The 18,751-nt window shown below is 46.7% G+C and carries 17 protein-coding genes; 3 read left to right on the top strand and 14 right to left on the bottom strand.

The genetic code is table 11. The features are described 5' to 3' along the window. Positions 1-242 precede the first annotated feature (242 nt). Positions 243-1,085: a type I methionyl aminopeptidase gene (gene map / locus EAE30_RS08395; RefSeq protein WP_123015520.1), complete on the top strand. Its 843-nt coding sequence runs from the start codon at positions 243-245 to the stop codon at positions 1,083-1,085. A gap of 110 nt (positions 1,086-1,195) precedes the next feature. After that, positions 1,196-3,820, top strand: a complete 2,625-nt coding sequence (gene glnD, locus EAE30_RS08390) for a bifunctional uridylyltransferase/uridylyl-removing protein GlnD (protein WP_123015519.1) — start codon at positions 1,196-1,198, stop codon at positions 3,818-3,820. Positions 3,821-3,858: 38 nt separating this feature from the next. Here the strand turns inward: glnD and pgpA are convergent, their stop codons facing one another. The 14 genes from pgpA to EAE30_RS08320 form a co-directional block, all read right to left on the bottom strand. Then, complete coding sequence (pgpA, locus tag EAE30_RS08385) at positions 3,859-4,359, bottom strand: phosphatidylglycerophosphatase A (RefSeq protein WP_123015518.1); 501 nt, start codon at positions 4,357-4,359, stop codon at positions 3,859-3,861. Then, the gene (gene thiL / locus EAE30_RS08380) at positions 4,356-5,327 is read right to left on the bottom strand and encodes a thiamine-phosphate kinase (protein WP_123015517.1); all 972 of its coding nucleotides are present in this window, start codon (positions 5,325-5,327) and stop codon (positions 4,356-4,358) included. Before thiL ends, pgpA begins: the two co-directional genes overlap by 4 nt. 114 nt (positions 5,328-5,441) lie before the next feature. Then, on the bottom strand, positions 5,442-5,912 hold the full coding sequence (gene nusB / locus EAE30_RS08375) for a transcription antitermination factor NusB (protein WP_123015516.1): 471 nt from the start codon (positions 5,910-5,912) through the stop codon (positions 5,442-5,444). Next, positions 5,912-6,382 carry a 6,7-dimethyl-8-ribityllumazine synthase gene (gene ribH / locus EAE30_RS08370; RefSeq protein ID WP_077311345.1) on the bottom strand — a complete coding sequence of 157 codons (471 nt, stop codon included), beginning with the start codon at positions 6,380-6,382 and terminating at the stop codon, positions 5,912-5,914. Before ribH ends, nusB begins: the two co-directional genes overlap by 1 nt. A gap of 139 nt (positions 6,383-6,521) precedes the next feature. Then, entirely contained in the window at positions 6,522-7,631 is a 1,110-nt protein-coding gene (gene ribBA / locus EAE30_RS08365; RefSeq protein WP_123015515.1) for a bifunctional 3,4-dihydroxy-2-butanone-4-phosphate synthase/GTP cyclohydrolase II, read from the bottom strand. A 72-nt stretch (positions 7,632-7,703) separates the two neighbouring features. Next, positions 7,704-8,360 carry a riboflavin synthase gene (locus EAE30_RS08360; RefSeq protein WP_123015514.1) on the bottom strand — a complete coding sequence of 219 codons (657 nt, stop codon included), beginning with the start codon at positions 8,358-8,360 and terminating at the stop codon, positions 7,704-7,706. A gap of 15 nt (positions 8,361-8,375) precedes the next feature. Beyond that, a complete protein-coding gene (gene ribD / locus EAE30_RS08355) occupies positions 8,376-9,488 on the bottom strand; it encodes a bifunctional diaminohydroxyphosphoribosylaminopyrimidine deaminase/5-amino-6-(5-phosphoribosylamino)uracil reductase RibD (protein ID WP_123015513.1) in 1,113 nt (370 codons plus the stop codon). Between the two features lie 10 nt (positions 9,489-9,498). Next, positions 9,499-9,948 carry a transcriptional regulator NrdR gene (nrdR, locus tag EAE30_RS08350; RefSeq protein ID WP_077311339.1) on the bottom strand — a complete coding sequence of 150 codons (450 nt, stop codon included), beginning with the start codon at positions 9,946-9,948 and terminating at the stop codon, positions 9,499-9,501. A 103-nt stretch (positions 9,949-10,051) separates the two neighbouring features. Beyond that, positions 10,052-11,302, bottom strand: a complete 1,251-nt coding sequence (locus tag EAE30_RS08345) for a glutamate-5-semialdehyde dehydrogenase (RefSeq protein ID WP_123017306.1) — start codon at positions 11,300-11,302, stop codon at positions 10,052-10,054. 12 nt (positions 11,303-11,314) lie between these two features. Then, on the bottom strand, positions 11,315-12,448 hold the full coding sequence (gene proB / locus EAE30_RS08340) for a glutamate 5-kinase (RefSeq protein ID WP_123015512.1): 1,134 nt from the start codon (positions 12,446-12,448) through the stop codon (positions 11,315-11,317). A gap of 137 nt (positions 12,449-12,585) precedes the next feature. After that, positions 12,586-12,957 carry a sigma factor-binding protein Crl gene (gene crl / locus EAE30_RS08335; RefSeq protein WP_123015511.1) on the bottom strand — a complete coding sequence of 124 codons (372 nt, stop codon included), beginning with the start codon at positions 12,955-12,957 and terminating at the stop codon, positions 12,586-12,588. Between the two features lie 93 nt (positions 12,958-13,050). Next, complete coding sequence (gene frsA, locus EAE30_RS08330) at positions 13,051-14,298, bottom strand: esterase FrsA (RefSeq protein ID WP_123015510.1); 1,248 nt, start codon at positions 14,296-14,298, stop codon at positions 13,051-13,053. A 201-nt stretch (positions 14,299-14,499) separates the two neighbouring features. Then, positions 14,500-14,964, bottom strand: coding sequence for a xanthine phosphoribosyltransferase (gene gpt, locus EAE30_RS08325; protein ID WP_123015509.1), 465 nt, complete (start codon positions 14,962-14,964; stop codon positions 14,500-14,502). 36 nt (positions 14,965-15,000) lie between these two features. After that, positions 15,001-16,290, bottom strand: a complete 1,290-nt coding sequence (locus EAE30_RS08320) for an NCS2 family permease (RefSeq protein WP_123015508.1) — start codon at positions 16,288-16,290, stop codon at positions 15,001-15,003. Positions 16,291-17,144: 854 nt separating this feature from the next. Here EAE30_RS08320 and EAE30_RS08315 point away from each other — a divergent pair. Further along, on the top strand, positions 17,145-18,617 hold the full coding sequence (locus tag EAE30_RS08315; RefSeq protein WP_123015507.1) for an aminoacyl-histidine dipeptidase: 1,473 nt from the start codon (positions 17,145-17,147) through the stop codon (positions 18,615-18,617). Positions 18,618-18,751: the final 134 nt, after the last annotated feature.

Genomic DNA, 18,751 nt, shown 5'->3' with positions numbered 1-18,751 from the left:
AGTTGTAAACATCATCAGACACTGTCGCCAATATGAAGACAAGATACTGAGAGTTCGGCGCGCTTTATATCATATTTAGCCTACATATGGCTAGTAAAAAATCACCCAGCACGCGATGTCATCACACGCCAGCCCAAGATATTATAACGGAGTTGAATGACAATTATTGCGCTTCATCACGTCGCTGTTACAATAACCACTTCGCACGGTTGTGCTCTAAAATAACGAAATAGAGAAAGCTCATGTCTGTAATAATTAAGAATGCTGAAGAAATCGAAAAGATGCGCGTCGCTTGCCGTTTAGCCAAAGAAGTTCTCGAAATGATTGAACCCCATATCAAGCCGGGCGTGACGACCGAAGAGCTCGACGCTATTTGTCACAAGCACATCACAGAAGTTCAAGGCGCCATCCCTGCTCCTCTTAACTATCATGGTTTTCCTAAATCGATCTGTACGTCTATCAACCACGTGGTTTGTCACGGTATCCCAGCGTCTGAAGATAGCCAGTTTGGTCCTTACGTTCGCCCGGCCGTTCTCAAAGATGGCGACATTATGAATATCGATATCACCGTCATCAAAGATGGTTACCACGGTGATACGTCAAAAATGTTTTATGTGGGCGAAGTGACTCCGGCAGACAAACGTCTATGTGTGACCGCTCAAGAATGCCTATACGCCTCACTGAAAAAAGTGAAGCCGGGAGCTCAGCTTGGTGAAATTGGGACAACCATTGAAAAACTCATCAAAACCAATAATAAAAACAACCCACGCATGAAGTACTCGATTGTACGTGATTACTGTGGTCACGGTGTTGGTGCTGGCTTCCATGAAGAACCTCAAGTGGTTCACTATAAAAACAACGACCGTACCGTACTCAAAGAAGGCATGATCTTCACCATTGAACCGATGATCAATGCTGGCAAGTTTGGCTGCCGCTTAGATGACGAAGATAACTGGACCGTTTATACCGCGGATAACAAGAACTCGGCCCAATGGGAACATACCCTGCTGGTAACCAAAGATGGCTGTGAGATCCTTACGTTACGTGATGAAGAAACCATTCCTCGTCACTTCCATAATGCCTAAACGCCACCTGTAACAATAACTTTCTTATCCCCGCTCTCGCGGGGATATTTTTTTATTGGGCCCAATCTGCTACATTCTCTGCATTCGGAAATCTCGCACGGACTGCAGTTATGACTCTTCACTCCCCTAGTCATCTCGATGATGACGAACTGGCTATTCCTTACCTGAAAGATCAACTGGACCAATTTGCCCAAGAACAAAAGGCACAGTTTCTTCAACATCATTCGGTCAGTGAACTGGTTTACGGTCGTTCACACTACATGGATGAATTACTGACGCGCTTATGGCAAGCCCATCAGTTCAATGACATTGCTGATTTGTCACTGGTTGCGGTCGGTGGTTATGGCCGTGGCGAATTACACCCTCTCTCAGATATCGACATGCTGATCGTCTCCCAACAACCGGTCAGTGACGAGGTTGGGGTCAAAATCAGTCAGTTCATCACCCTACTTTGGGATTTGCGTTTAGAAGTGGGACACGCGGTGCGTACCGTACAAGAATGTTCAGACATTGGGCGTGACGATCTCACCGTGGCAACCAACCTGCAAGAAGCGCGCTTACTGTGCGGCTCGCCTGAGACGTTTGAGCGACTCAAAGCCGTCATCGTTTCTGACTCTTTCTGGCCAAGTGATGTGTTCTACAAGGCAAAACTGCAAGAGCAACGCGCGCGTCACGCTCGTTACCATGATACAACCTATAACTTGGAACCGGACATTAAATCGACCCCTGGTGGGCTACGAGACATTCATACCTTATCGTGGATTGCTCGTCGTCACTTTGGCGCGACCTCTCTCTATGAAATGAGTCGCCATGACTTTTTAACCGATGCAGAGTATAGAGAACTTGCTGAATGCCAAGAATTTTTATGGCGAGTGCGTTTTGCTTTACATATAGAACTGCGTCGTTATGACAACCGCCTCACCTTTGGTCATCAAGCCAACGTCGCCGCCCATCTCGGCTTTACGGGAGAAGGAAATCAGGCGGTAGAAAAAATGATGAAAGAGTTTTATCGCACCTTACGCCGTGTGGTAGAGCTCAATCGCATGCTATTAATGTTGTTCGATCAAGCCATTCTCAATCACTCCAGCAATGAACAATGCATCGTATTGGATGACGATTTTGCCCGCTGTGGCCCTTGGATTCAAGCTCGCCATCCGGCACTCTTTCAAGCACGCCCAGACAGCATTCTGGATATGTTTATCCATATGGCCGATGATACCAGCATTACAGGCGTCTCTCCGACCACCATGCGCCAGTTACGCACCGCTCGTCGTCGCCTGAATATGTTTTTGCATACCATTCCGGCCGCACGTGATAAATTCATGACCTTAGTGCAGCATCCAAATAGCTTACAAAATGCCTTTCCACAAATGCATGAGTTGGGGGTGATGGCAGCGTATTTACCGCAATGGAGTCATATTGTCGGACAGATGCAATTCGACTTATTCCACGTCTATACCGTCGATGAGCATACCATGCGCGTCCTCAAACAGTTACAGACCTTCCATGATCCGAATAACTACAATACTCACCCTATTTGCTGCGAAATATTCCCTCGCTACCAAAAATGTGAATTAATTATTCTCGCGGCTATTTTCCATGACATCGGCAAAGGTCGTAATGGCGATCACTCCGCAATCGGTGCGAAAGAATCTTATGAATTTTGCATTGAGCATGGGCTGTCTAAACCGGATGCCCGTCTGGTATCTTGGTTAGTGCAAAATCATTTATTGATGTCTGTGACCGCGCAACGACGCGATATTTACGATCCTGACGTGATTAGTGATTTTGCGAAAATCGTCCGAGAAGAAGACGCGCTGGACGCACTCGTATGCTTGACCGTCGCCGATATCTGCGCCACCAATCCAGAACTCTGGAACAGTTGGAAACGCACCCTACTTGCTGAGCTCTATTACTCCACACAGCGAGCACTAAGACGTGGCTTAGAAAACCCGGTCGATGTGAGAGAGCGCATCCGTCACAATCAACAAATGGCCTCCGCGCATTTACGCAAAGAAGGGTACACGCCACAATATATCGATCGTTTGTGGCTGCGCTTTAAAGCCGACTATTTCTTGCGTCACTCAGACAAACAAATTGCTTGGCACTGCTCCAATATTTTGAAATTAACCGATCACTCTCAGCCGTTAGTGCTTATCAATAAGCGTCCGACCCGTGGGATAACGGAAATTTTTGTTTATACCAAAGATCAGCCCGCGCTATTTGCCAACGTCGTCGCCGAACTCGATAGACGTAACTTAAATGTGCATGACGCCCAAGTGATGACCAGCAAAGATGGCTACGTACTCGATACATTTATGGTACTCGATCAAAATGGGGAAGCCATTGCCGAGGCCGAGCACGAGGAGTTAATCGAACATATTCATGATGCGCTCGCAAAAGGGAAGCAATCACAGCATAAAACTCGCCGTGTGCCGCGCCAATTAAAACACTTCCAAGTGAAAACACAAGTCGACTTTTTACCCACCAAAAGTAAAAAGCGTACCTTAATTGAATTGGTCGCACTCGATACTCCGGGATTACTGGCAACCATCGGCGCCACATTTGCCCAGCTCAATCTCGACTTGCACGGAGCGAAAATTACCACCATTGGTGAGCGTGCCGAGGATTTATTCATTCTCACGCGACATGGTGGTGGAAGGTTAAGTGAACAAGAAGCGGTGGAACTCCGTGAAGCCTTAATCGAAAATATTCTGGAACGCTCTCCTAACTAGAGAGGTGATGAGACATTTAAGGGCCTATGGCCCTTAAATTACCAACCCGCCCATTGCCCTAACATCATCAGCGCAATCGCAGAAAATACGCCCGCCAGCAGATCATCGACCATGATACCTAACCCACCATGAACGTATTTATCGAGCCAACTGATTGGCCACGGTTTGACCATATCAAAAAAGCGGAACAACACAAATCCGGCTAAGATCCAGTGCCAGTCGCCAACTGAGAGACCATAAATAGGAACGACGGACATGGTAATCCAAAATCCAGCGAATTCATCCCACACAATAGACCCATGGTCATGGACGCCCATATCATCCGCGGTCACCTGACAAATTTTTATGCCAATCAGGCTCACCAAAAGAATCACGATCAGATAGGCCACCAGCGGAAGCTGCGCAAGTAATAAAAATACAGGAATGGATGCGAGCGTTCCCATCGTGCCCGGCATTACGGGGGATAAGCCGCTACCAAAACCGGTGGCACACAAGTGCCAAGGATTTAAAAGTGAAAGTCGTTTTTTTGGATCGTTCATTTTGACGCCTTAAAATGATCATAACCGGATAATGCCCAATCAACGGCATGACCGGCATCATGTAACACGAGCTCGCCTTGGGGCGCTATTTGACCAATGCAATGCAGCTCGGTCTCTCCTGCTAACTCGCGTTCCACATACGAAGCATACTGCACAGGAACCGTGAAGCATAACTCATATTCTTCACCGCTGGTTAATGCGTATTGACGCGCGGTGACCTGATTGCCAACAAACGCTGCCATTTCGTTTGAATATGGCAACTGACTGACATCAATCCGTGCACCTACCTGTGAACGCGATAAGATGTGTTGTAAATCGGCCAAAAGTCCATCTGAAATATCAATCGCGGCTGAAGCAATGCCTAATAACGACTGGGCAAAATCCACCCGCGGGGTTGACAGAAAATGACGTTTTTCCAGCTCAGAGGCAAATGGCTTAGAGCGTAGAGACGGATCCAAAATGACATCAAGGCCTGCTTTTCGATCCCCCAATTTCCCTGTGACATAAATCCTGTCACCGACTTGAGCACCTGAGCGTAATAAAGCGGTATCCTGCGGGACAAAGCCTTGCACGGTTAAAGAAATACTCAGAGGACCTTTCGTCGTATCACCACCAATAAGTTGAATCCCATAGTCATCAGCCAAGGCAAAAAAAGCATCAAAAAAAGGTCGTAGCCATGACTCATCCAACTCAGGTAACGTTAGCGCTAAGGACATCCATGCAGGGCGAGCCCCCATTGCGGCCAAATCACTCAGGTTCGATGCCAACGCCTTATGCGCCACCCATTCAGGAGGAGCTGACAGCAGAAAATGAGAACCCCCAACAAGAGTATCGGTACTCAATGCAATACGGGCGTTCTGCGGCGGACAAACAATCGCGCAATCGTCTCCCAATGCCAGTTGTACATCTTGACGTAACGTCTGTCGTTCAGACAAATACGCCTCAATGAAATCAAATTCCCCAGGCATAAACCTTCGCTCCTCATACGCATTTACTTCATCACGGCGTGCAAGCCCCAATATGGCGAGGTAACACACATAAAAAAGGCCAGCAAAATGCTGACCTTATCATTGTATCGCGATTTACGATTTAATGCGCACGTGTGGTGCCGCTTTATCAAGCACACCATTCACAAATTTATGGCTATCTTCTGCTGCAAATACTTTTGCTAGTTCAATCGCTTCATTAATAACCACTTTGTAAGGTACATCTTCACGACGTGTCATTTCAAACATCGCCAAGCGCAATAATGCTAGCTCCATTTGATCCAAATCTTGCATTGGACGAGACACGAACGGACGCAATTTGCTGTCTAAATCTTTGTAGCTGAGTACCACACCTGTGAAGACTTCACGGAAGTATGTCACGTCTGTTTCTGGCGCACTCAACGAGGGTTCAGATGCACGAAGCTCTTCGTCATCGTATTTACCACCAGATAAGAATTGCTCTTCAATTGTGGCAACATTTTCGTTAGAAAGCTGCCAAGAGTATATTGCTTGCAACGCAAATTGGCGTGCATTATGACGTGCGGCTGGTTTCACACGGGCCCCCATTAGGAATCGATTTCAGAAAGAACATTGATCATTTCAAGTGCGCTTAGTGCGGCCTCTGCACCTTTATTACCAGCCTTGGTTCCTGCGCGTTCAATGGCTTGATCAATGGTATCAACAGTTAGCACACCAAAAGCAACAGGAAGACTGTACTCCATGGAAACTTGTGCCAAACCTTTATTCATCTCACTGCTAACATACTCGAAATGTGGTGTACCACCACGAATGACAGTCCCTAATGAGATAATCGCATCGAATTTGCCAGTTTTTGCTACGCGTTGAGCGACAAGAGGAAGCTCTACCGCACCAGGGCAACGTACCACTGTGATATTATCATCAGCGATTTGACCATGACGCTTCAAAGTATCGATGGCACCAGAAAGTAAACTTTCATTGATAAAACTGTTAAAACGAGAAATTACAATGGCAATTTTCGCAGTTGGTGCTGGGAAGCCACCTTCGATCACTTTCATAAGCTATCCTTTAAACTCTAATCATCACGTGAGAATCGCCGGATTCTAGCACAAATCTGTGAACCATATCTAATAGTATTTGAGCCTATTCCATCCGGCACGCTGCTGATTGCACATCAGCAGCACATCTCACCATTCATCACTGACACACATACTCAACGACATTCAATCCGAAGCCACCAAGTGCATGGTATTTTTTATTTTCAGACGATAACAGACGCATATCCGTCACCCCTAAATCGGCTAAGATTTGAGAACCAACCCCAACACGACGCGACGTCCCCGGTTTTTTCGCCATCGTAGGAGCTTCGCCATTATCTTGAGCTTCGAAGGCTTTGACTCGATTCATCAGTAAGTCGCTGCTTTCTTCTTTCCCCAAAATGACCAATACGCCCCCTTCTTGGCCGATGCGTTCCATGGCTTGATCCAAGCGCCAACTGCGATCCGAATTACGATTACTGTGCAACAAGTCGGTAAAGGTATCTTGTAAATGCACACGTACTAAAGGAGCACCTTGAGCAATCTCCCCTTTACACAAGGCATAATGCACTTGATTATCAATGACGTCGCGGAAAGTGACGAGTTCGAAATCACCATATTCGGTCGGTAGATGACAAGTGGCCACACGTTCAATCGTGGTTTCCGTATTATTGCGATATTCAATCAGGTCAGCAATGGTTCCCAGCTTTATCCCGTGAGCTTTGGCAAAGACTTCTAGATCCGGGCGACGTGCCATCGAGCCATCATCATTTAAAATTTCAACGATCACAGACGCCGGTTCTTTGCCAGCCAAACGCGCTAAGTCACAGCCCGCTTCAGTATGGCCAGCACGGACCAAAACACCGCCATCTTGGGCTGAAAGCGGGAAAACATGCCCCGGTTGCACCAAATCAGACGCTTTTGCGTTGTCGGCAGCGGCGGCTAATACGGTAGTGGCGCGATCGGCCGCTGAAATACCGGTCGTCACGCCTTCGGCGGCTTCAATCGAGACTGTAAACGCAGTCGAGAATTGGGCGCCATTATCTTCAACCATCGGATTGAGACCGAGACGCTTACAGCGCTCTTGAGTCAAAGTCAGACAAATAAGGCCTCGGCCGTGCGTGGCCATGAAATTGATAGCTTCAGGCGTGACGTCCTGAGCGGCCATAATGAGATCGCCTTCGTTTTCACGATCTTCATCGTCCATGAGAATGACCATCTTTCCTTGACGAATATCATCAATAATTTCTTCTGGTGTACTGATTGTCATGCGGTATTCCTATTCGTTTATAGCCTCAATGTCATTGAGACTATGACTAATTTCACTTACCTGAGCATCGTATTAAGCAAAACCGTTTTGTTGCAAAAATTCCATGGTAATACGAGACTCGGGTTCTTCTGAGGCTTGAGATGCGCTCATCAGCCTCTCCATATAACGCGCCAATACATCGACTTCCAGATTCACTTTTCGCCCGACTTGGAATTCATCGATTGTCGTTTCACTACTGGTATGCGGCACGATCGTCAATTTGAACGCGTCTTTACGCAACGCATTCACCGTCAAACTGATCCCATCCACGGTAATGGAGCCTTTTTCCGCGATGTATTTCATCAAATCCGCTGGGGTCTGAACCCATAACTCAATGGAACGTCCAACCCAGTGGCGTTCGCTTATCACACCGACACCATCCACATGCCCTGATACGATATGACCACCGAAACGGGTTGTCGGTAACATCGCTTTCTCGAGATTAACACGATCCCCTACTTGGCGTTCAGAAAAGCTGGATTTCTTTAAAGTTTCTATTGATAAATCAGCGCTATAGGTATTTTTATCAAACTGAACAACGGTCAAGCACACCCCGTTTGTGGCGATGCTATCCCCTAAGTTGACGTCTGACATATCTAACGCGCCGACATCCACCTTGATAGTGATGTCTTCACCTTTCGGCGTGATTGAGCGTAAACGCCCGACTGCTTCTACAATTCCCGTAAACATTGATTCTGCTCTTTATTATTCATTGGTTAGCGGTTGTGGAGCCAATACCACGCGGATATCACTGCCCACTTGGCGGATATCGCGGATAGAAAATTGCATCACCTGCTTCATGTCCATCAACCCTAAAGCGCCCAATAACCCACGACCATCTGAGCCCATGATTTTCGGTGCCAAATACACGATCAACTCATCGACAAGTTGAGCTTGTAATAAGGAACGGGCTAAGGTTGCCCCGGCTTCAACCCAAATGTGATTCAGTTGATGTTCATTCGCTAAACGGTGAAAAACATCCGGCAGTGATAATCGCCCATGCTCATCCGCGCCAACACAAAGATCGGCATTCTGCTCACTGACCGTCACAATAGGGCCAGCTTGCTGATACAGCTTGAGGTCAGCAAAAAGCTGATGCTGGCGATCAAGAATGACTCGCGTTGGTTGACGTAACTGCGCTTGAGGGTATATCGCTTGTACATAGTCGGGCAGATCATGCCAGCGTACATTCAAAGAGGCATTATCCGCGATCACGGTTTGACTGGTGGATAAAATAGCACTGGCTTGCGCGCGATAGTGCTGAACATCCTGCCGCGCTTGTGGTGACGTAATCCATTGGCTCGCGCCATTGGCTAATGCGGTTTGCCCATCAAGACTGGCGGCGAGTTTGAGTTGCACAAATGGGCGTCCGGTCTCCATACGTTTTAGAAAAGCCGGATTGAGTGCACGTGCTTCCTCCTCGAGCAGACCGACAGTAACGTCGATACCCGCTTGCTCAAGCATCGCAATACCACGACCAGCCACTTGCGGATTGGGATCTTTCATGGCACACACCACTCGGCTGACCCCAGCCTTAATCAAACCTTCCGCACATGGCGGTGTCCGACCGTAATGAGAACAGGGTTCTAGGGTGACATAGGCGGTTGCGCCTTTGGCCTGCTCGCCCGCCATACGCATGGCGTGGACTTCAGCGTGGGGCTCGCCGGCTTTGGCGTGATACCCTTCACCAACTACGCGCGCGTCACGCGCGATCACGCACCCAACATTGGGATTAGGAGAAGTGGTATACATGCCGCGCTTTGCCAAGGCAATCGCGCGCGACATCATTTGAAAATCGTCTGAGGTAAACACTGACATAAGCTAAGAATTAATCTTCCAACTTGGCGATTTCTTCACCAAATTCACGAACATCCTCAAAGCTACGATATACCGACGCGAAACGAATATACGCGACTTTATCCAGTTCTTTGAGTTGTTCCATTACTAAATTACCGATTAATTTACTCGGTACCTCACGTTCGCCAGTCGCACGTAATTTCGATTTTATGGTACTGATCGCCAATTCAATCGCATCCGCACTCACTGGTCTTTTTTCTAAGGCCCGCTGAAAACCACCGACCATTTTTTCTTCATTAAAAGGTTCGCGATTGCCATTGGTTTTGATTACGCGCGGCATGACTAATTCTGCCGTTTCAAACGTAGTAAACCGCTCATGGCACGCCAAACATTGACGGCGACGGCGCACTTGATGACCGTCAGCCACTAATCGAGAATCGATAACTTTTGTATCAATCGCAGCACAAAAAGGACAATGCATATCACCTCCATATCACACGGTTTCAGTTTAACGGAATTTGTCAATGGAAGAAAAGAAAAAGGGGCTAAATCGCCCCTTTTTGCTACTAGTGTGCACAAAAAGCCTAGTTCCGTACGAGATAATCCGCTTTGCCGACCCATTTATAGCTGGTCAACTCTTCGAGTCCCATTGGGCCACGAGCATGCAGTTTCTGAGTAGAGACCGCCACTTCGGCTCCGAGACCAAATTGAGCACCATCGGTAAAGCGCGTCGACGCATTCACATATACGGCGGCAGACCCGGCAGAATTAATAAACGCTTCCGCATTATCTAGGCTATTGGTCATAATGGCGTCCGAATGGCTAGCGTTATGAACACGCATATGCTCAATCGCTTCCTGTACATTGGCTACGACTTTCACGCCTAACACATAATCCAACCACTCCGTATCGAAATCGCCTTCTTGAGCCGCTCGAATTTTCGGCGCATTTTGCAGTAAAGGTAACGCAGAGCGGTCTGCAACAAACGTCACTCGCTCACCGAGGGTGGCCAATAGCATTGGGCAAAACGCCTCCGCCACGGATTCATGAATTAATAATGTATCTAATGAATTACACGCTGAAGGACGCTGTGTTTTGGCATTATCAACCACGGCAAGCGAACGCGTGAGATCCGCAGTAGCATCGATAAACATATGACTGATACCGAAGCCCCCAATAATCACGGGGATGGAACTGTTTTCTTTGCACATTTTGTGCAGGCCTGCCCCACCACGTGGAATGATCATATCCACATAGTCATCCATTGTAAGCAACTGTGACACCAGTTCGCGATCCGGTTGTTCAATATATTGCACAGAAGCGGCTGGTAGCTCCGCTTTTTCTAAAGCGCTTTGAATCACCTTGACCAACTCCATATTGGAAGCAAACGTTTCTTTACCACCACGTAAAATACTGGCATTGCCCGTTTTTAAGCATAAGGCAGCGATGTCGATGGTCACATTGGGGCGCGCTTCATAAATCACACCAATCACCCCTAGAGGCACGCGGCGGCGAGCCAAAGACATACCATTACCGAGCACTTTACTGTCCACTTCACTGCCCACCGGATCGTTGAGCACAATCACCTGACGAACATCGTTCGCGATTGCCGTCAGGCGCTCAGGTGTCAGCAGCAGGCGGTCAAGCATCGCCTCACTTAAGCCGGCCGGTTGGCCTGCGATAATGTCTCGCTTATTCGCCGCCAAAATCGTGTCAGCATTGGCTTCTAACTCATCAGCAATCAGCGCCAAAGCGCGATTTTTCTGCTCGGTTGAGGTGACCGCTAATTGAAAAGCCGCATCTTTCGCCGCTTTCCCCATATTCATTAAATCCACACTCATCTCCCCTTACTCCTGAATCACGACCATGTTATCGCGGTGAATGACTTCAGAACCATGGTCATAACCTAAGGTCTCAAATATTTTGGTACTGTGCTCACCGGCGATTTTCGTCAGATCAGCACTGGAATACGCCACGATACCACGAGCAATCTCTTGATGTTGCTCATTTTGAATGCGCACCACCCCGCCCCGAGCAAAATCGCCTTCAACCTTGATGACACCTTTGGCCAGTAAGCTACTACCCTTATGCTCCACGGCATCAACAGCGCCCGCATCAATCATCACGGTGCCACAAGGCGCGGGCCCTGCGAGAATCCATGTTTTGCGCGTTTCTAACGACGCTTCAACAGGCAAAAAACGGGTTCCTTGCGGTGTATCACTCAACGATTCAACAATCACATTCGGAGCTCGACCGGCAGCGATAATGACTTCTATGCCAGAGCGGCGAGCAATGTCCGCCGCTTGGAGTTTGGTGGCCATTCCGCCCGTTCCTAACGCTGTGCCGCTATCGCCAGCAATCCGGCGCAGGGTATCATCGATGGTTTTGACTTCTTTAATTAATTCGGCCGTCGGATCTTTGCGCGGATCCGCGGTAAATAAGCCTTTCTGGTCAGTCAGAAGCAATAGCTTATCCGCATCACACAAAATCCCTACCAAAGCAGAAAGATTGTCATTATCGCCGACTTTTATTTCGTTCGTCGCCACGGCGTCATTTTCATTCACAATTGGCACAATGTCATGATCCACTAAAGCATGAATCATGTCGCGAGCATTAAGGAAGCGCTCTCGATCTTCGAGATCCGCTCGGGTCAATAGCATTTGACCAATCTTTATCCCGTAAATGGCAAATAAGCGCGCCCATGCTTCGATGAGTTGACTTTGTCCGACAGCCGCCAGTAATTGTTTACTCGACATTGCGTTGGGTAACGCAGGAAAACCAAGATGCTCGCGACCAGCCGCGATCGCGCCAGAAGAAACAACGACAACCGCATGTCCTTGCTTTTTTAATTCCGCACATTGCCTAACAAGCTCGACCATGTGGGCGCGATCGAGAGATAACGTCCCGCCGGTCAACACACTGGTACCGAGCTTGACTACTATCGTCTGTCTGTTTGTGATGTTCGTTTGCTTCGTCGTCATGATTTTATTGCTATTAGTGAGAACATTCCTGAGGAGATGTTTTAGCAATCCAAGCGAGAATAAACAAGAAAAAAGGCGCCTAAAGCGCCTTTTTATTGATGAAAAGTCAGTGAATGAATAAGAGTCGGCGAGAAGGCTCACTCAACATAGGACATCGTTTGTCCAAAGCGCTCTTCCAGCTTAGCGACTAATTTCACTTTAAAGTCTTCTTGGGTACGCACAATCTCACTCATTGCTTGTTCTGGTGGCTCTTCTTCAACCCAGTCGCCATCGACATTGAATTTACCGACATGATAAGAGGCTGTGAACCCCGCTTCGCTGAAATTAAACTCCATCCACCAGCCCCAAAATTCTCGTTTTTCAGGCGCTTTGCTATCGTCGACACAGACGGCTAAACAGTCAAACCAATAATAATTATCACGACACCATTCTTCTCGCAAATAAGGTCCAATGGTCTTAAATGCAGCAAGTAGACGATAATGAGTAGGGCGCTTAGTTACCTCAGACATAGATATCTCCGTTTCAATAGTTAATTACTATTGATAAAACAATTAGTTGCTTAGAATGCTACCCATTACTTTTAAAGAATTCATTAGAAAATGTCATCTATAAAGTTCGTCTTCCAACCATTTCATCGCCATTTCGAGGGATTGCTCATAGCCTTGAGAAATAGTTTTACTTTTTATTTGCTTAGCGCTGCCTCCTAGACTAAAGAGCGCTAAAAGTCGATTATCTGACAGGGGTGAGACAACGTCGCCTTCCAGCCCTAGCGCCAAAATAGGCACCTTAGTACGGCGACTCGACAAAAAGCCTTGTACTTTTAACGACCAAGCCATCATTTGTCCTGACATGCTATTGATATCAATGGCTTTTTTATCAATACGTGACGCAAGAATATCCAGATACATTTTCGGCATTTTCGTCAGTTTTTCTCGAGTCACAAACACATCGTGAATCGGCGCGCCCAAGGTCACACACGCTTTAATACGCTCGGGTTCAAGAAAACTCAAGCGAGCCATCGCGTTACCTCCGAATCGGAATCCGACAAGCCCAACTCGCCGATGATCAACCCAAGGCAAATCCGCCAGTTGACTGAGTACCTCTTGATGCAAGATCGAGGTATTTTCTGTGACATTCCAAGAAGCACTGTGGCCAATTCCCGGCATATCAACGGTGAGCATGGCGATATCACGCTTAGCAAGATAATCTCGAAATAGGCGCCACATATCCGTCTGTAAACTATCCAGCCCGGCACTAACAATGACAACCGGTTTTGGAGAGTCGGTGTTGGCTAAATGCAAATGTCCGATAATTTTTTTATTTTGGAAAGGAAACTCGAGACGCTTAATCGTATGGCTAGAATGGTTGGCGGCCATGTCATAGGCTGTATTGGCTAAATTTTCCGATTGCTTGGCTAAATTGTCCATTTTTAAGTGGGGGTAACCCGCAATGCTATAGCATAACGCGGCGTTAAAGTACGCTTCTGCGGCGCTATCGCCTTGTTTATCTTTGGCCGCTTGCTGGTGACGCATGGCCATACGATTCCACTCAAACGCCCAGTTTCCAGAATGATAGCCCATGACCGTATCCAGCCATTGCTCTTCACTACGCGAGTGAGGAGAGGCCGCGATACGCGCCAAGACTTCCTGTTGCTCCAAGACATTGATGCCCTGCCAAGCCCATTGCAAACACGGAATCGTTCGATACCATGCCAACCCTTCTTGCTGTCGCTTATGCTCAAGCAAGTCTCGACTGCTCGGTAAGTAACTCGTCAGTGTTGAGGTTTCTTTGGCTTGCTGGTGTTTATTAAACAACGTTTCAGACAGGTTTTTACTTTTCTCTTCCGACATTGCGGTTGTCTCTTCTCAGTCATGGTATCGCGAGGCTTGATGACTAGAGTATCGCGTTATCAGAGAGTCTGTCTATGCACATAGATCAAGATGAGAGCAACTCTGACTTAAATTCTCCCCCCTATCGATGAACGCGATATCGTAGCCAAAAAAAATGGCCCGACGCGGGCCATTTCTATTGAAACTGGAGTTTCAAAACACTTATTTTTGCTTGCGATTGATAGGTTCAACAAACGACAACGATAGATCCCATGGCTGTTCAATCCACGTATCTTGTGGAATATCAACAACGTATTCATCCACCAAATCTTTACCCGCAGGTTTCGCACAGACAGTCACAAATTTCGCTTTAGGGTACATTTCGCGAATTTTACGTGCGGTATCACCACTGTCGACTAAATCGTCCACAATCAGGAAACCTTCTCCATCATGCTCTGGGGCTTTGAGAACATTCATATCACGTTGGTGATCGTGGTCGTAGCTTGAAATACAAATCGTATCAACATAGCGTATACCCAATTCACGAGCGAGAATAGCAGCAGGCACTAAACCACCACGGCTGACACCAAGAATGCCTTTCCACTGCTCTGCAGGCATTTGCTTTTCAGATAACTGGCGGCAGTATGACTGCATGTTGTCCCAAGTGATAACGAATTTTTTGCTCATTTGTTTAAACCTAAAATTATAAATGTAATATATCGCTTACCCAGCAATAAATTTAATCGTGAAAATGACCGCCATTAGCCAAACACTGGCTGAGACATCGTGTCTTTTTCCACTCAACAATTTAATGACTGCATACGCGATGAAACCAAAAGAAATCCCTTCTGCAATCGAATAAGTCAACGGCATCATGATACAAGTGATCGCAGCCGGAGCTGATTCAGTTATATCATTCCAATCAATATGCGCAAGGCCGGATAACATCAATACCGCAACATACAATAACGCACCAGAGGTTGCATAGGCAGGAATCATTCCAGCTAATGGCGAGAAGAATAAAGCAAGTAAGAAGAAAATACCAACGACAACGGCGGTTAAACCTGTCCGACCTCCTGCTGCGACCCCTGATGTACTTTCAACATAAGACGTTGTATTCGATGTCCCCAGCAACGCCCCGATAGAGGTTGCGGTAGAATCGGCTAATAATGCACGATTTAAGCGTGGTAACTTTCCGTCTTCTTTGATCAGCCCAGCTTTGCTAGCAACGCCAACTAAGGTTCCCGCCGTATCAAAAAGATCGACAAATAGGAAAGCAAAAACAACCGAAATCATACCGACTTGGAATACGCCGCTAAAATCAAGTTGCATGAACGTCGGAGCGACCGATGGCGGCATATCCATCACGCCATGCCATTGAACATCCCCAAAGAGAATACCAAGCAGCGTAACGGCTAAAATTGAAATCATCACCGCACCTTTGACATTACGATGCACTAACGCCACTGTTAGGACAAAACCAATCGCAGCAAAGAAACATTTCTGTGACGTCATATCACCCAGACCAATAAGGGTTCCTGGGTTACCCACGATGATCCCTGCGCTTTGCAATGCAATAAATGCTAAGAAAAGGCCGATACCCGCTGCAATCCCAGTTCTCAAGGACATTGGAATGGAATTGATGATCCACTCACGGATACGAAACAAACTCAATAGAATGAACAGCACACCAGAACAGAAAACCGCGGCTAGCGCTACTTCCCAAGTATACCCCATCCCATTAACGACAGAAAACGTAAAAAAGGCGTTCAAGCCCATTCCTGGCGCCTGAGCAATAGGATAGTTCGCGTAAATACCCATAATAAAGCAACCAATCGCCGCCGCAACACACGTGGCGACAAAGACAGCGCCTTGGTCCATACCGGTTTGCGCCAGCAACGATGGGTTAACAAAAATGATATAGGCCATTGTAAGGAATGTGGTCATTCCTGCAATGATTTCGGTACGAACGGTCGTTCCATGTTCGCGTAACTTAAATAAGCGTTCCAGCATTGTCGATCCTATAAATGGTAAATTAGTAAACGGTTGCGTAATCGATTGGGCGCGATTATAAAGTTATAAAATGACAAATTCCAGATGGAATTGATGGCATATCACAGTTTATAAAGAAAAAATGAAAAAACGTTGTTTTTTTCTTCAGTAAAATCAAATCATTGAATAGTAATTAAGCGTTGTGAAATTTAATCGTTCTTATGTGTAGATGACATCTCAAACACGACCGAGTGCTTGGAACCGAAATTTAGGTAAAAAAAAACCACCTAAAAAAGGTGGCTGAGAATCTTTGATCGCCTAAACAGACTGGCGATAGCATAATTCCAATATAAGGGGTGAACATCACTGTTCGAGTTACAAAGTTAATGTTGCCCGTGTGGGGTGAACACTGACAACGATCACTCATAGAAAACGATTACGATGCATCCTGATCATCACTCAGGACTCTTCGTACACGTCCAATACAATAAAAAGTTTTATCTCATGAATGTGTGGCTCTATCGAGCTGGTTACAAATATACCACCAAGAAAATTTATTACAACAATTTAAGTGACTAAAATCACATTTTTTTAATTAAAACGAAAAAATCGACCTATATACGTAATAAAATTACATTTACAGCTCTTTTTTATGATTGAGATCGCAAATTTTTAATCATTTAGATGCATATTGATGATTTTTGTTTGTCCACATTTACCATTCATAACCCAACAGAGAAGCGCTACTCCCCAGAACTTGAGAGTGGTATGCTATGACCCATCATTATTCATTACCTCTGATCACATTCGACATCGGCCGCTCAACACCGCCAATTGCCATGATCAGATGAATACACCATTATAGGAGTTGCTCTGTGTCTGAATTCCATTCTGAAATAAGCCAGTTATCCCCTGCCCCTGTTTGGCAGTTTTTCGACAAAATCTGTTCGATTCCACATCCATCTAAGCATGAAGAGCAACTCGCTCAATACATTATTGAATGGGCGACTCAAGAAGGGCTTACCGTACGCCGAGATACTATCGGTAACGTGTTTATTAAAAAGCCAGCCACGCCAGGCATGGAGAATAAAAAGAAAGTCGTTCTGCAAGCGCATTTAGATATGGTGCCGCAAAAGAATGAAGATACCGAACACGACTTTACTCGAGATCCGATTCAGCCATACATTGATGGTGAATGGGTTACCGCCAAAGGCACCACGTTAGGTTCAGACAATGGGATTGGTATGGCGTCCTGTTTAGCGGTTCTAGCCGCGAGCGATATTAAACATGGTCCGATTGAAGTGTTGCTCACCATTGACGAAGAAGCGGGCATGACGGGCGCTTTTGGCCTACAAGAAGGCTGGCTTGAAGGCGACATTTTATTAAATACAGACTCTGAACAGGAAGGCGAAGTCTACATGGGCTGCGCGGGTGGTGTCGATGCCACGCTCACCTTCCCAATTGTTCGTGACGCACTGCCAGCGGATTTCGTGACACGTCAATTGACACTTAAAGGATTGAAAGGTGGCCATTCTGGCGCGGATATCCATACAGGCAGAGCGAATGCCAATAAACTGCTTGCGCGTTTCCTTGCCGATTATACCGCCGACCTTGATTACCGCTTGATCGAATTCCGTGGTGGTAGCCTGCGCAATGCAATCCCTCGCGAGTCGTTTGCCGTTATCGCCGTCCCAGCCAAGCAAGCAGACGCATTAGATAACGCCTATCGCGCCTTTGGCGAAGTCGTTGCCACAGAATTACAAAAAATTGAAACGACCATCACGCTCTTAAACGATGCGCATGAAACAGACCAAGCCGCTTTTTCTGTTGAATCTCAACGCGCGTTCGTTGCAGGATTAAATGCGTGTCCAAACGGTGTGGTTCGCATGAGCGATGAGATTGCAGGTGTCGTAGAAACCTCGCTTAACGTGGGGGTCATTACCACTGACCATGACCATGCCACCGTATTATGCTTGGTTCGCTCTCTGATTGATTCAGGTCGTCAACAAGTTGAAGGCACTCTGACATCGTTAGCTCACTTAGCCAATGCCGACGTCACGTTTGCTGGTGCCTATCCTGGCTGGAAACCGGACGCGGATTCAGAAATCATGCATATTTTCCGTGATATGTACGAAGGCATCTATGGACACAAGCCAAACATCATGGTCATTCATGCCGGATTGGAATGCGGCCTATTTAAGAAACCTTACCCAGAGATGGATATGATTTCATTTGGGCCGACCATTAAGTTCCCTCATTCTCCAGATGAAAAAGTTAAAATCGACACTGTCGGTTTGTTCTGGCAGCAAATGATTACACTACTTGAAAATATTCCTAACAAAGCTTAATGAGTCACAAGCCAGGCATCACGCCTGGCTTGTTGTTTATCATGTCATCACATTGCTATTTTTGCGATTATTTAACACTCACCCACAATAATTAACACGTTTTCTCACTATGATGATTAATACTGGTTATCAAC

Origin of the sequence: Vibrio zhugei (genome assembly GCF_003716875.1) — a bacterium.
Classification (GTDB): domain Bacteria; phylum Pseudomonadota; class Gammaproteobacteria; order Enterobacterales; family Vibrionaceae; genus Vibrio; species Vibrio zhugei.
This window is presented reverse-complemented; position numbering and strand designations above follow the sequence as displayed.